General features: G+C 71.7%; 14 protein-coding genes and 1 pseudogene. 6 read left to right on the plus strand and 9 right to left on the minus strand.

Features of this window, described 5'->3' with window-relative positions:
- Both MFF42_RS07135 and MFF42_RS07140 read left to right on the plus strand, forming a co-directional pair.
- The coding region (locus tag MFF42_RS07135) for a FecCD family ABC transporter permease (RefSeq protein WP_238255126.1) at window positions 1-688 on the plus strand (688 nt) is incomplete at its 5' end.
- A complete protein-coding gene (locus MFF42_RS07140; RefSeq protein WP_238255127.1) occupies window positions 685-1458 on the plus strand; it encodes an ABC transporter ATP-binding protein in 774 nt (257 codons plus the stop codon). The genes MFF42_RS07135 and MFF42_RS07140, both read left to right, overlap by 4 nt.
- 20 nt (window positions 1459-1478) lie before the next feature.
- Here MFF42_RS07140 and MFF42_RS07145 read toward each other — a convergent pair whose 3' ends face one another.
- From MFF42_RS07145 to MFF42_RS07160, 4 genes are read right to left on the minus strand one after another with little or no spacing between them, the layout of a single operon-like run.
- Window positions 1479-2234: a molybdopterin-dependent oxidoreductase gene (locus MFF42_RS07145; RefSeq protein WP_238255128.1), complete on the minus strand. Its 756-nt coding sequence runs from the start codon at window positions 2232-2234 to the stop codon at window positions 1479-1481.
- Window positions 2231-2953, minus strand: coding sequence for a cytochrome b/b6 domain-containing protein (locus MFF42_RS07150; RefSeq protein WP_238255129.1), 723 nt, complete (start codon window positions 2951-2953; stop codon window positions 2231-2233). Before MFF42_RS07150 ends, MFF42_RS07145 begins: the two co-directional genes overlap by 4 nt.
- Before the next feature lie 19 nt (window positions 2954-2972).
- A complete protein-coding gene (locus MFF42_RS07155; protein ID WP_238255130.1) occupies window positions 2973-3569 on the minus strand; it encodes an SAM-dependent methyltransferase in 597 nt (198 codons plus the stop codon).
- On the minus strand, window positions 3566-4759 hold the full coding sequence (locus MFF42_RS07160) for an acyl-CoA dehydrogenase family protein (RefSeq protein ID WP_238255131.1): 1194 nt from the start codon (window positions 4757-4759) through the stop codon (window positions 3566-3568). The genes MFF42_RS07155 and MFF42_RS07160 overlap by 4 nt, the downstream gene beginning before the upstream one ends.
- A 265-nt stretch (window positions 4760-5024) precedes the next feature.
- On the opposite strand from MFF42_RS07160, the gene MFF42_RS07165 reads away from it, so the two are divergent.
- Genes MFF42_RS07165 through MFF42_RS07175 form a run of 3 tightly spaced genes read left to right on the plus strand, consistent with a single transcriptional unit; the run spans window position 5025 to window position 5787 of the window.
- A complete protein-coding gene (locus tag MFF42_RS07165; RefSeq protein ID WP_238255132.1) occupies window positions 5025-5312 on the plus strand; it encodes a hypothetical protein in 288 nt (95 codons plus the stop codon).
- 16 nt (window positions 5313-5328) lie between these two features.
- Window positions 5329-5565, plus strand: a complete 237-nt coding sequence (locus MFF42_RS07170; protein WP_238255133.1) for a basic helix-loop-helix domain-containing protein — start codon at window positions 5329-5331, stop codon at window positions 5563-5565.
- Between the two features lie 3 nt (window positions 5566-5568).
- Complete coding sequence (locus MFF42_RS07175) at window positions 5569-5787, plus strand: hypothetical protein (RefSeq protein ID WP_238255134.1); 219 nt, start codon at window positions 5569-5571, stop codon at window positions 5785-5787.
- A 142-nt stretch (window positions 5788-5929) separates the two neighbouring features.
- Here the strand turns inward: MFF42_RS07175 and MFF42_RS07180 are convergent, their stop codons facing one another.
- The gene (locus tag MFF42_RS07180; RefSeq protein ID WP_238255135.1) at window positions 5930-6964 is read right to left on the minus strand and encodes an aldo/keto reductase; all 1035 of its coding nucleotides are present in this window, start codon (window positions 6962-6964) and stop codon (window positions 5930-5932) included.
- A 384-nt stretch (window positions 6965-7348) separates the two neighbouring features.
- Here MFF42_RS07180 and MFF42_RS07185 point away from each other — a divergent pair, with 384 nt between their 5' ends.
- Entirely contained in the window at window positions 7349-7576 is a 228-nt protein-coding gene (locus tag MFF42_RS07185) for a hypothetical protein (protein WP_238255136.1), read from the plus strand.
- A gap of 4 nt (window positions 7577-7580) precedes the next feature.
- Here the strand turns inward: MFF42_RS07185 and MFF42_RS07190 are convergent, their stop codons facing one another.
- From MFF42_RS07190 to MFF42_RS07205, 4 genes and pseudogenes are all read right to left on the minus strand, one after another.
- A complete protein-coding gene (locus MFF42_RS07190; RefSeq protein WP_238255137.1) occupies window positions 7581-8180 on the minus strand; it encodes a cysteine hydrolase family protein in 600 nt (199 codons plus the stop codon).
- 272 nt (window positions 8181-8452) lie between these two features.
- Complete coding sequence (locus MFF42_RS07195; RefSeq protein WP_238255138.1) at window positions 8453-9727, minus strand: efflux RND transporter periplasmic adaptor subunit; 1275 nt, start codon at window positions 9725-9727, stop codon at window positions 8453-8455.
- A gap of 34 nt (window positions 9728-9761) precedes the next feature.
- Entirely contained in the window at window positions 9762-12998 is a 3237-nt protein-coding gene (locus MFF42_RS07200; protein WP_238255139.1) for an efflux RND transporter permease subunit, read from the minus strand.
- A 248-nt stretch (window positions 12999-13246) separates the two neighbouring features.
- Window positions 13247-13657, minus strand: a pseudogene (locus MFF42_RS07205) (MFS transporter); the annotation flags it as partial.

A 13657-nucleotide genomic window follows, 5' to 3' on the forward strand; every position in this document is an offset into this window, starting at 1 on the left:
GCTCGGCATCGTGCTCGCCCTGCCGGTGGCGGCGATCCAGGGGCTCGCCTTCGCCGGCGGGCTCGCCGCGGTCGGCGCCGTCTACGCCGTCGGGCTCGCGGTGCGCCGGCACGATCCGGTGCTGACCCTGGTGCTCGCGGGCGTCGCCGTCGGCGCCCTGCTCGGCGCCGGCATCTCGCTGCTCAAGGTGCTCGCCGACCCCTACAACCAGCTTCCCGCCATCACCTTCTGGCTGCTCGGCAGCCTCGCCTCCGTCACCGCGGGCGACATCGCGGCGATCCTGCCGGCGATGGGCCTCGGCCTCGTCCCGCTGGTGCTGCTGCGCTGGCGCGTGAACCTGATGAGCCTCGGCGACGAGGAGGCGCGGGCGCTCGGGCTCGAGACGCGCCGGCTCCGCCCGATCCTGGTGGCCGGCGCGACGCTGGTGACCGCCGCCGCGGTCTCGGTGACGGGGGTGATCGGCTGGATCGGGCTGATCGTGCCGCACGTCGCCCGCCTGCTGGTCGGGCCCGACTTCCGCCGCCTGCTGCCGGCCTCGATGCTGCTCGGGGCCGGCTACCTCACCGCGGTCGATCTCCTGGCCCGAACGGTCGCCAGCATCGAGGTGCCGCTCGGCATCCTGACGGCCCTCGTCGGCGCGCCGTTCTTCCTCTGGCTGCTGGCCGCGGGCAAGCGGGGCTGGGCATGATCCTGGAGGCCCGCGACCTCGCCTTCGGCTACGGCGCCCGCGCGGTCGGCGCCGGCGTCAACTTGACGATCGAGGGCAGCGAGACGCTCTGCCTGCTCGGGCCGAACGGCGGCGGCAAGACCACGCTGTTCAAGACCCTGCTCGGGCTGCTGCGGCCGCTCGCCGGAAGCGTCCTCCTGGACGGCACCGACCTGTCGGAATTGCCGCGCCGCGAGATCGCGAAGACGATCGCCTACGTGCCGCAGGCGCACGCCGCCTTCTTCCCCTTCACCGTCCGCGAGGTGGTGGTGATGGGCCGCGCCAGCCGGCTTCCCGCCTTCGCGAGCCCCGGCCCGGCCGACCGCGCGGCGGCCGAGCGGGCGCTGGCGACCCTGGGCATCGGCCACTTGGCCGAGCGGATCTACACCGAGATCAGCGGCGGCGAGCGCCAGCTCACGCTGATTGCCCGCGCGCTCGCGGGGGAGCCGCGGCTCCTGGTGATGGACGAGCCGACGGCGAGCCTCGATTTCGGGAACCAAGCGCGGGTGCTGACCCAGGTGCGGCGCCTCTCGGAGGCCGGCATCGCCGTGGTGCTCTCGACCCACGATCCCGGCCATGCCTTCCTCTGCGCCAACCGGGTCGCGCTGCTGCACGGCGGCCGCCTCGTCGCGCTGGGGCCGCCGGCCGAGACGGTGACGCCGGACGCCTTGCGGCTCCTCTACGGCGTCGAGGTCGCGGTGGTGCCGCTGCCGGGGCAGGGGCGGGCGGTCTGCACCCCGCTGATCGGGTGAGGGGGTTTCACGCGGATCGCTCAGATCCCCGCGTACCAGGAAAATCCCATCTCCGAGACCATGCTGCCCCGGCCCTGGCCGAGCCCGTCGACCCGGTCGGTGGCCTCGATGCTGGCGAGGTATTTCAGCGACTTGTAGCCGAGCTGGCGCTCCACCCGCAGGCGCACCGGGGCGCCGTGGGCCACCGGCAGGTCGTTGCCGTTCATGCCGTAGGCGAGGATCGTCTGCGGGTGCAGGGCGTCGAACAGGTCGTAGCTGTCCCACCAGCCGTCCACGCTGCGGATGACGATGAAGCGCGCCTCGCGCTTCAGCCCGACACTCGCCAGCACGTGCGAGAGCGGCACCCCGGTCCAGCCGCCGATGGCCGACCAGCCCTGCTCGCAGCTGTGCAGCGTCACCTGCGTGCGGGCCGGCATCGCCCTCAGCTCGGCGAGGGTGAAGGCGGCGGGCCGCTCCACGAGGCCGCTCACCGGCAGGCGCCAGTCGGCGAACCCGACCGCCTTCGAGCGGCGGTAGGCGGCATCGTCCGGGTCGGTGGTGTTGATGGTGGGAAACACCGCCGAGATCGCCTCCGGCCCGAATTCCCGCACCAGCGGCTGGTCGCGCAGCAGGAAGCGCTGCGTCGCGAGCGTCAGGGTGTCGCTTAGGCCGTAGAGGCCCGGCCGGCGCGGGCCGTTCTCGATCAGCTCGCAGCCGCCCAAGAAGCCGCCCAAGGAGCCGCCGAGCCCGAGCGCCGAGGAACCGAGGATCAGCCTGCGGCGCGTGAGATCGCTCATCGCGGATCCTCCCCTGAATTCGCTCGACCGAGCTCGGTCCGGGCGGAGCGCCCGGTGATCATGCCCCGCATCAGGTCGAGCGGCCCGTTGGCGAGGACCTGCCAGACGTGGATGAGGAGGAAGCCGACGAGGAGCGCCGCCGACAGGAAGTGGATCGTGCGCGCCGATTGCCGGCCGCCGAACAGGGTGAACAGCTCCGGATAGGCCGCCGTGACGCCGGGCGACATGGTGAGCCCCGAGAGCAGCATCACCGGCCCGAGCACGAGGATGACGCCGAGATAGGCGAGTTTCTGGAGCACGTTGTAGCGGCCCGCCGCGCCCGGTCCCCTGAGATGCAGGTGGGCGCGGATGTCGGCCGCGACGTGCCGGGGCCGGAGCTGGTCGCGGTCGGGGGCGAGGCGGCGCAGGAGATGTCCGCTCACGAGCGCGATCAGCAGATAGAGCGCGCCGTTGAGCACGAAGATCCAGGCGGCGAGGAAGTGGAGGTTGCGGCCCCAGCCGGTCTGTTCGAGGTTCACCGGCAGCGGCAGGACGATCCAGGCCGGGGCGTCGTTGGCGCCGGTCTCGCCCCAGAACAGCCGGGGCAGGGCGAGCAGGATGGCGAAGCCGCTGACGAGGAGGGCCAGGAAGGCAGCGGTGTTGACCCAGTGGGTCAGGCGCACCCAGAGCGGGTGGCGCCGGACGGCTTTTTCCGAACGCGCCGTCATCGCCTCCGTCATCGTACTGGCATCGTACTGGTCATCGCGTGTCCGTCCGCCGCAGCACGTCGAGGCGGTAAGCCTCTGTGCGCGCGCCGGGCAGCACCCGGCAGAACGGGGCCGTGCCCGCGATGAAACTCTCCGCCGCCGCGTCGCCGGAGAGGGGATAGTCCGTCTCCCCGAGCCAGTGCACGAGCAGGCAGTCGCCCCCCGGCGCCAAACTCGCCTCGACCCGCGTGACGAGCCGCGCCAGATCCGGCGCACTCAGGAAGTACAGCACCTCGCCGAAGACGATGAGGTCGAACCGGCCCTCCGGCCAGACCTCCGGCACCGCGCCCCGGACGAAGCCGACCTGCGGGTACTCCGCGCAGCGCGCCCGCGCGGCGTCGAGCGCGGCCCCCGCGATGTCGAGGCCGGTCAGCGCCCCGCAGCGGGGAGCGAGCGCCCGGGTGAAGACGCCGATGGAGCAGCCGACCTCCAGGGCGTTCCCGTAGCGCGCCCGCGGCAGGGCCTGCAGCGTCGCGGCGTATTTCTCGGCCTCGTAGGCACTGGAGGTGAAACGCCAGGGATCAGGATCGGAGGCGTAGATCTCCGCGAAGTAGCGCTCCGGCAGCGTCTCGGTCCGCCGGCCGCTCATCCCACCGCCTCCACCGCTGCCTCTGCCTCGGCCTCCACCGCCTCTGCCGCGCGCGGGGCGGGAGCCGGCTCCTCGGGCCACAGGGCGTGGAACGGCTCGTCGGCGGCCAGCGCGTGCGCGGCCATGCCGGTCAGGGCGAAATCCGGGGCCGGCTGGCGCAGATAGGTCGCGAGATCGCGCATCAGGCGCTCCAGGGGATGGCTCTCGAGGAAACCCGCGAGGCCGACGGAGCGCTGCGCCAGGGCGATCACGTCGAGCCCCGCCTGCTCGACCGCCGCGCGGGCGAGGTTGACGTAGGCGATGACCCGCTCGGGCGATCCGGCCTCGGCGGCGGCGATCCGGGCGGCGCGGGCGACGAGCAGCCGGCTCGTCTCCGCCGCGACCAGGGCCTGGCCGAACCGGGCCTGCTGATGCGGATCCTCCGCCCGGCCGGTGGCGGCGAGATGCGCCCGGTGCGTCTCGACCACCGCCTCGATCCCGCCGAGCTGCACCGCCAGGAAGCGCCACGCCCCGGCGAAGAAGAAGGGCTGGCGCCCGTAATCGTCGGGCGCGCCGACCACCTCGCCGTCGCGGGGGCCGAGCCCGGAGAAATCGACCGTGCCGGTGGCGGAGGCCCGCATGCCGTGGGCGCGCCAGGCCGACAGGTCGGCCCGCTCGCCGGGCTCCAGGCGCATCACCAGCATCAGCCGGCGCCCGTCGGCGAGCCGCGCCGTCACCAGCGGGCGGGTGACGAAACCCGCCCCCGAGGCGTAGCTCTTGGCGCCGTGAAGGCGGCCCGCCTTGTCGCGGACGAGGCCGCCCTCGGCCGGCTCGGTGTTCCAGACGCCGAAGAGATGGCCCTGCGCCGCGTCGCGGGCGAGCCGCCCGACGACGGCGGGGTCGGCGTAGTGCAGCACCAGGGCGAGCGCGTTGACGTGCCCCTCGTAGAGCCGCCCGACCGCGAGGTCGTCGCGGCCGGTCTGCGTCAGCAGCGCCCGCAGATCGTCCACGCGGGCCGGATCGCACAGGCCGCGGCCGCCGAGCGCCTCGGGCAGGGGAGCGGCCAGCAGCCCGGTCCGGCGCAGCCGGGCGATGGCCCGGACGGGGAAGCCGCCATGCGCCTCCTCCGCGCCGTCGCCCGGCGCGTCGCCCAACCCCTGCCGAGGTGCCGCAGGAAACCGCGCGGGGGAAAGGAGCGAGTGGGGCGACAACAGCGGCTCGGGGTTTGATGCTTGGTGGACATCTCCCCGAGCGGCACCGGAGTTCCGGCCGGGAGCCCCGGCCCGCGGGCGGGCTGCCGGCGTCACGGGGACGCCGAGGAGGAAAGGAAATCTAGAGCGCGGTTCGCGTCTTCCCATGCGGCGCAGTGGCTGCCGCCCGGGCTTGTCCCCGGCGGCGGCGGAACCGCGGGGCGCCTCACCGGCGTTCCCGTCTTCAGCCGGACCGCGGAGGTGGTCGAGACATCCGGAGGGGACGATGGCGGACGACACCGAGCGGCTCGGCCTCCTGATCGGCGTGTTCGAGCTGGCGCTCACCCGCCTGTTCGAGGCGAGCCCCGGGGGAGGGCGGGCGCGCGACCTGTTCGTGGAGGACGTGCGGCGGCTCCTCGCCGACACCCGCGAGCTTCAGGGGGATTCCCCGGCGGTGCAGACCTACGAGGCGCTGCTGCGGCGTCTCGGCGCCACCCGTCCCGGCGACGCGGACGGGCTCGGCGTCGTCCCGACGCCGGAGCAGGGCGTGCCGCCGGTCGGATCGGGCGTGTAGGCGGAGGACAGACAGCGTGAGCGACACCGAACACGAGACCGATCCGTCCGCGGAACCGAAGCTCGCCGGCATCCTGACCTTCCCGCCGGAGGTCGTGGCGGCGCTGGACGAGCATTGCGCGGTCGAGCGCCTGCCGCGGGACCGGGCAATCTGCGAGATCGTCGCCGAGTATCTGCGCGTCAAGGGCTACCTGCGGGTGCGTCCGGTGCGCGCGCATCACGCGCCCCAGGGCGAGCGGCCGGAGGGCCTCTAGACCATGGCGACCTCGTTCAAGGGCCTCTTCCTCTGCCCGCCGAAGCAGCCGCGCCCGAGCCATGTCCGGGTCCAGGACGGGGAGGGCGGCGAGACCACCCTGCCGCTCGAGGAGTACGAGGCCCGCGCCGGCCAGCCGCCCTGGCAGAGCCTGCCCTGGCAGGGCGAGCCCGGCCCCGTGCCGGACGATGGCGACAAGCACGGTCCCGAGATCAGCATGTGAAGACGGCTCGGCCCGAGCGGTGGAGCACCGTTGTCATTGCGAGGCGGAGCCGAAGCAATCCAGGGCGCCGCCCTGTCCGGAAAGGTCGCGCTCTGGATCGCTTCGCTGCCGCTCGCGATGACGGAGACCGGATCGCGTCGCCTCACCATGCCGTCGGCTTCGGGTTCCGCTCGTCGAAGCCGGTCTGGTGCCAGTAGGGGTAGATCGGGTTTTCCCGGCTCGCCGCGTCGAGTCGGGCGATCTGGTCCTCGGTCAGCGACCAGCCGACCGCGCCGAGATTCTGCTTCAGCTGCTCCTCGTTGCGGGCGCCGATGACGATGTTGCACACGGTCGGGCGGGTCAGCAGCCAGTTCAGCGCCACCTGCGGCACCGTCCGGCCGGTCTCGGCGGCGACCGCGTCGAGGGCGTCGACCACGTCGTAGAGATAGTCGTCGGAGACGGTGGGACCGCCCTCCGCGCCGGCCGCCGTGGCGAGGCGCCCGCCCGAGGCCGCCTGCCCCCGCCGGATCTTTCCCGTGAGCCGGCCCCAGCCGAGCGGGCTCCACACCATCAGGCCGACGCCCTGGTCGAGGCCGAGCGGCATCAGCTCCCACTCGTAGTGGCGGCCGATCAGCGAGTAGTAGCCCTGATAGACGACGTAGCGGGCGAGCCCGTACCGCTCCGAGGTCGCCAGCGCCTTCATCAGCTGCCAGCCGGAGAAGTTCGAGGCGCCGATATAGCCGATCTTGCCGGCGCGGGTGAGGTCGTCGAGCGCCCGCAGGGTCTCCTCGACGGGGGTCAGCGCGTCGAAGCCGTGCATGAAGTAGACGTCGATATGGTCGGTCTGGAGCCGCTTCAGGCTGGCCTCGCAGGCGCGGATCAGGTGGTGGCGCGACGAGCCGACCGCGTTGACGTCCTCGCCGACCCGGAACGTCGCCTTGGTCGAGATCAGCAGCCTGTCGCGGCGGCCCTTGATCGCCTCGCCGAGGATCTTTTCCGAGTCGCCGCTCGAATAGAGGTCGGCGGTGTCGAGGAAGTTGACGCCCGCATCGAGGCAGAGGTCGATCAGGCGGCTCGCCTCCTTCACGCCGGTGCTGCCCCAGTTCTGGAAGAACGCATCGGTGCCGCCGAAGGTGGCCGTGCCGAGGCTGAGCACCGGCACCTTGAGGCCCGAGCGTCCGAACTGCCGGTATTCCATTGGCTCTCTCCGCTGTGGCTGTCCGGAACGGCCCCGCGAGGCCGCCCACCGCCGTCTGACTCTCACAACCCCCCGCAGCGCCGTCGCGGCCGAAGAGGACGCGACCGGTGACCGGGCGCTTCGTGGGGCACTCTGAGGGGCCCGGCGCGCCCCGGCAATCCCGTGGGAGAGCGGGAGCCCTGCGGGTCCGGAATGGCGCCGCTGCCATCGTGCCGCCACCGGGCGCCCGCGGTTCCGCCACCGAAAGGGGCAAGTTCCGCAAAGACTTCGTCAACCAAGAGCCACTATTAAAGCTCAAGTTTTACGGAACCCGCCCCCGGGACGAACCTTTTCATCGCGCCCGGCGGCACCGTCGCCAGCCGGCATCAGCATCGGGATGTATCCGTGAGTTTCACCGTCAGCGCCGGCACCGCCTCGCGGGTCTATTCCTGGCAGCACGGCTCCCTGCTGACCGCCCTGGAACAGGGCCTGTCGCTGACCACCTCCGGCCTGAGCGACGTCCGCATCGTCGATTCGGAGGGCCGCAGCCACAGCCCGGCCGCGCTCTACCAGCGGATGTTCGGGCCGCGGCCGGCGGACGAGGCCGCCCAGCCCCGCGCCCGCGCGGCCTGATCCCCTATCCGCGGATCGCCGCCGCGTCCGGCGCCACCACCGCGAACAGGTCGCTCAAGGCGGCGAGGCTCGCGGCCTGGAGGGCGGCGGCGGGAACGGTCGCGCCGTCCGGTCCCGGCAGGGCGCGGGTGGCGGTGGCCGAGGCCACCACGGTCGGGCGGAAGCCGAGGGTGAAGGCGCTGCGCGCGGTCGAGTTGATGCACATATGCGTCATGAAGCCCGCCAGGATCAGGTCCTTGACGCCCGCCGCCTCCAGCTGCGCCTGAAGGTCGGTGCCGGCGAAGGAACTCGGATAGGCCTTGGTGATGACCGGCTCGCCCTCCCGCGGCGCGACCTCGTCGCTGATCTGGCCGATGGCGGCGGTGACGTCGTAGGGCGAGCCCGGCCCGGCATCGTGGCGCACGTGGAAGACCGGGATGCCGGCGCTGCGCGCCCGCTCCAGCAGCGTCCGCGCCTCGCGGATCGCCGGCTCGACGCCCTCCAGGCGCATCACGCCCTCGCGGTAGGTGTTCTGCAGGTCGATCATCACCAGCGCCGCGCCCGGGAGGGCGGCGGGCTCCGGCGGCAGACCGGACAGGCTGCGGAGGGTCTTGAGGTCGCTCATGGCTGAAGCCTTCTCGTCGGCGCGTTTCCGGACGGGATGTGAGCCGAGCGAGGCGGCCCGCGCAACCCGCCGATAAGGCCAACGGACGGCACCGGGGCGATCCCATCCACCGCCCTCATCCTGAGGTGCCCGCGCCAGCGGGCCTCGAAGGATCCTCCAGATCCCGCGCGAATCCTGGAGGATCCTTCGAGGCCTCCGCTGCGCTCCGGCACCTCAGGATGAGGCGTGCCTGGGAGCGGCGCCATCACCCAATCGACGCCGCGCAAAAAACCTTAGCGCTGCGCGGCCTGCATCGGCTTGTCCGTCTTCGGCTGTTGCGGGGCGATGCGCCCGCCGTCCTTGAGGTCGGCGGGCGGGCTCAGCACGAGGCGCTCGCCGCCCGAGAGGCCCTTGTCGACCTCGACCAGAGTGCCCTTGTCGCGGGCGACATGGACGTCGACCCAGGTGACGCGGTCGTCCTCGCGGGCCACCGCGACGCGGGTGCCGGACTGGTTGAACACCAGGGCCTCGGCCGGCACCGCCACCGTGGTGCCGCCGGTGCGCGGGATCGCCAGGGTCACGTAGACGTAGAGGCCGGGCCGCAGGGTGCGGTCGGGGTTCGGCACGTCGACCTGGGTCGTGAGCGTGCGCGAGGAGGCGAGCAGGGCGACCGAGCTGCGCTCGACCTCGCCGGAGAAGCTGCGGTCCGGCATCTGCGGCACCTTGATCCGGGCGGCGATGCCCGGCTGCACGCCGACCGCCGCGTTCTGCGGCACGTTGACCGAGATGCGCAGCACGTCGTCCCGGTCCATCGACAGGAGCGGCGTGCCCGAGCCGGCATCGGCCTGGACGAGGTCGCCGACATCGACGTTGCGGGTGGTGATCACGCCGTCGAAGGGCGCGGTGACGATCTCGAAGCCGGTCAGCGCCTTGAGGCGGCCGACGGTCGCCTGCTGCGCCTTGATGTTGGCCTCCGCCACCTTCACGTCGGCCTCGGCCGAGGCGAGGTTGGCCTGCTGCGACAGCACGCCGGCCTGGGTGTTGTCGGCGTTCTGCTTCGAGGCCCAGCCCTGGCCGGCGAGGGTCGAGGTGCGCGAGTTGGTGACCTGGGCGAGGTTCACGTTGGCCCGCGCCTGATCGACCATGGCCTTGGCCCGCAGGAGCTGCGCCTCGAGCTGGCCGAGCTGCGCCTCGGCCTGGGCGAGCTGCTGGTCGAGGTCGGGGGCAGCGATGCGCAGGAGCACGTCGCCCTTCTTCACCCGCGAGCCGAGATCGACGTGGCGCTCGGCGATGTAGCCGGTGGCGCGGGCGTAGATCCGCGCGGTGGCGAAGGGCTCGGTCTGGCCCGGCAGGGTCAGCTCGATCGGCCCGTCGAGGCGCTTGGCCTCCTCGGTGCGGACCTTCGGCACGAACTCGATCTGCTTGGCGCGCGTCGCCTCGGCCCGGGCCGCCCGCTGCCAGTGGCCGTAGCCGCCATAGGCCACGAGGCCCGCGGCGATCAGCCCGGCCAGCACGAAGCCGCCCTTGCCCGGCGGCGGCGGAGTTTTTTTGTCCTCGCCCTCGGTCACGGGCACTTCCTCCGGTCGGGTCGGGCGGACGTCATCAGATATAATCCTCGAGCGGCTTGGCCTCGCCCCGCCGCAGCAGGCTGTAGAGGAACGGCACGAACAGCAGCGTCGAGGGGGTGCCGAGCGCGAGGCCGCCCATCACCGCCCGCGCCAGCGCCGCGTTCTGCTCGCCGCCCTCGCCGGTTCCGATCGCCATCGGCACCAGCCCCAGGAACATCGCGCTCGCCGTCATCAGCACCGGCCGCAGCCGGGTCTCGCCCGCGACGATGGCCGCCTCGCGGGCCGAACAGCCGGTGGCCTCCCGGTGTTCCTTGGCGAAGGTCACGAGCAGGATCGAGTTGGCCGAGGCGATGCCCACCGACATGATCGCCCCGAACAGCGACGGAATCGAGAAGGCGGTGTTCGTGATGAACAGGCTCGCGACGATGCCGCAGAAGGCGACCGGCAGGGCGGCCAGCACCACGAAGGGATCGCCCCAGCTCTGGTAGTTCACCGCCATCAGCAGGTAGACCGCGATCAGCGCGATGCCGAGGCCGACCTCCATCCGGAAGAAGGCGGCGCGCATGTTCTCGATCTGCCCGCGCACGGTGATCTTGTCGGGGGCCGGCAGCGCCTTCTGCTCCTCCAGGACGATCCGGTCGATGTCGCGGGCGACCGAGCCCAGGTCGCGGTCCTGCACCGCGGCGTAGACGTTGAAGGTCGGCTGCGTGTTGACGTGGTTGATCACCGTCTGCGTCGGCTGGCGGGTGATCGTGGCGATGCTCGACAGCAGCGTCAGCGCCCCCGGCCCGTTGCCGGCCGCCGCGCTGGCGCGGGCGAAGAGCGGGGTGTTCTGCAGCGCGGTGAGCGAGGCGTTGCGGTATTCCGGCGTCTGGACCCAGAGCTGGTAGGGGATGCCGGTCTTCGGGTCGGTCCAGAAATTCGGGTTCACCTGGAAGGAGCCCGACAGCGACACGTTGAGGCTCTGGGCCACCTGCTGCTGCGTCAGGCCGAGCTCGGCCGCGAGCCGCCGGTCGACATCGACGAAGAATTGCGGCGTGTCGACGATCTGGTGCAGGTGCACGTCGACGAGGCCGGGCGTCTCCTTCAGCCGCGCCTCGATGCGCCGGGCGACCTCGAGATCCTTGACGGTGTTGCGTCCCGAGACCTGCACGTCGATCTGCGCGATGACGCCGAAATTGAGGATCTGCGTGATGATGTCCGAGGGCTGGAAGTAGACGATCATGTCGGGGAAGCGCTCGCGCAGGGTCTCGCGCAGGCGGCGCTGGTACTCGGCGACCGGTCCGTGCTCGTCCTTCAGGTCGATCAGCATCTGGCCGTCGTTGTAGGAGACGAACGAGCCGTCGGAGAAGGCGAAGTTGTAGTTGTTCGACGGGATGCCGATGTTGTCGAGGATCTGGTCGATCTCGCCCTCGGGGATCACCTCGCGCACCACCTTCTCCACCTCGGCGAAGGTCTGCTCGGCGGTCTCGATGCGCATGCCCGGCCGGGTGCGCAGGTGCAGGGTCATCTGGCTCGATTCGACCTGCGGGAAGTAGTCCTGCCCCGTGAAGACGAAGAGCCCGCCGGTGCCGGCGAACAGCAGGGCGACGGTCGCCACCGTCACGACGGGATGGCGCAGGACCGCGTGCAGCAATCCGACATAGCCGCGGTGGAAGCGCGCGAACCGCGCCTCGAAGCCGCGGCGGAAGGCGCCGGCCAGCCGGAAGACCGGCGCGAGCAGCCAGCCCAGCGCCCGCTCGATCCGGCCCCGGCGCGGGGCCTCCTCCTCACCGCCGTGGTGCTGGAGGTATTCGCGGGCCACCAGCACGTCGATCAGCACCGGCACCAGGGTGCGGGTCAGCAGGTAGGAGGTCAGCATCGCGAACACGACCGCGAGCGCCTGCGGCGTGAACAGGAATTTCGGGGTGTCGGTCAGAGCGAAGACCGAGACGAAGGCGGCGCAGATCGACAGGGTCGAGATCAGCGCCGGCTTGGCGATGCCCGCCGCGCCCTCGACCACGGCGTTGCGGAACGGCTTGCCCTCCTCGAACAGGCGGTAGGTGTTCTCGATCGCCACCGTCACGTCGTCGACGAGGATGCCGACCGCGAGCGCGAGGCCGCCCAGCGTCATCACGTTGATGGTGTGGCCGAGCGCGGCGAGCAGCGCCAGCGAGGTCATCAGGCACAAGGGGATCGAGACGAGCACGATCAGGGTCGAGCGCCACGAGCCGAGGAACAGCAGGATGGTGAGACCCGTGAGGCAGGCGGCGATGACGGCCTCGTGCCAGACCCCCTCGATGGCGTTCGAGACGAAGACCGACTGGTCGAAGAGCGGCTTGATCTCCATGCCCTCGGGGGCCGCCGCGCGGATGTCGGGGAGCGCCGCCTTGACGTTGTTGACGACGTCCAGGGTCGAGGCGGTGCCGTTCTTCAAGACCCGCATCAGCACCGAGGCGGCGCCGTCGGCCCGCACCACGTTGACCTGCGGCGGGCCGCCGTCGCGGACATAGGCGACGTCGCGCACCAGCACCGGCTGGCCGTTGACCACCTTGATCGGGATCTCGTTGAGCGCCGCGATCGCGTCCGGCGTCGCGTTCATCTGCACCGGGTATTGCTGCTCGCCGATCTTGGTCAGCCCCGAGGGGATGGTCAGGTTCTGCGAGGTCACCGCGTTGGTGACCTCGAGCGGGGTCATCCCGAGGGCCTGGAGCGCGTGCAGGTCGAGATCGACCATGACCTGGCGCGGGGCGCCGCCGAAGGGGGAGGGCAGGGTCGAGCCCGGCACCTGGGTCAGGCGCTGGCGGATGCGGTACTGGGCGTAGTCGTAGACCTTGTTGAGGCTGTCCTTGGCCGAGGTGAGCGCGAGCTGGATCACCGGCACCGAGGAGGCGGAGAAGCGCACGATGACCGGCGGCTGCACGCCGGGCGGCATCAGCGCGCGGATCGAGTTCGTCGAGGAGACGACCTGGGCGATGGCCAGATCGATGCTGACGCTCTGGTCGAAATAGATCTTCATCACCGACGTGCCCTGGAGGCTCGTCGATTCCATCCGGGCGATGTTGTTGACGTTGTTGGAAATTCCGAACTCGGAATAGGTCGTGATCCGCTTCTCCATCTCCGGCGCGGACAGGCCCGTATAGGTCCAGACCACGACGACGACGGGGATGTCGACGGCGGGCAGCACGTCCTTGGGAGTCACGACGACCGCGCCCGCCCCGCCCAGCATCATCAGCACGGCAAGCACGTAGGTCGTGATGCGGAACTTGAGGGCGTACTGGACGAGTCCCATGGGTCTCCGGTCGATGTCCGGTCAGAGTGCCTCGCGAAGCGCCCGAGAGACACGCCGCCTGCCGGGGCCGCGGGCGGGATCGATCATGCGGATACCGCACGACACTGTTTCTGTTCTATGTCCGATTGCGGCCGGAAACAGAGGCGTGCCGCGATGCCGCATCGCCGCCCGTCCCCAGGCGATCAGGCCGGCTCGTCCGGCCGACGGACATTGTCGGGATCGAACGATAACCTTTGTCACGATCGCCGTCAGCCCGGCGGCCGCGCGGCCGGCGCCGGGTCGGACCCGTCCGCCACGCCCTCCTCCCCCTGCGCCTGCCGCCGCGCCTGCGCCCGGCCGAGCCAGAGCGCGTTGAGGAGCCACGCGGCCGAGAGCGGCACCGCTACCACCGCCGCGGCGTGGCCGCCGAAGCCGAGCGCGGCCAGCCCGGTATAGGACCACGCGCCGACCTGATCGCCGAGGCGGTAGACCACCGTGTCGATGAAGCTTTTCGCCTTGTAGCGGTCCTCCCGCGGCACCACCGTGAACAGCACCTCGCGCACCGGCCGGGCGATGGCGAAGTTGCCCGCCCGCCGCAGCACGTAGATCACCACCACCGAGGCGACCGTCGGCGAGAGGGCGAGCGCCGCGAAACCGACGATGCTCGCCGCCGGCAGCAG

The organism is Methylorubrum podarium, from assembly GCF_022179745.1.
GTDB lineage: Bacteria > Pseudomonadota > Alphaproteobacteria > Rhizobiales > Beijerinckiaceae > Methylobacterium > Methylobacterium podarium.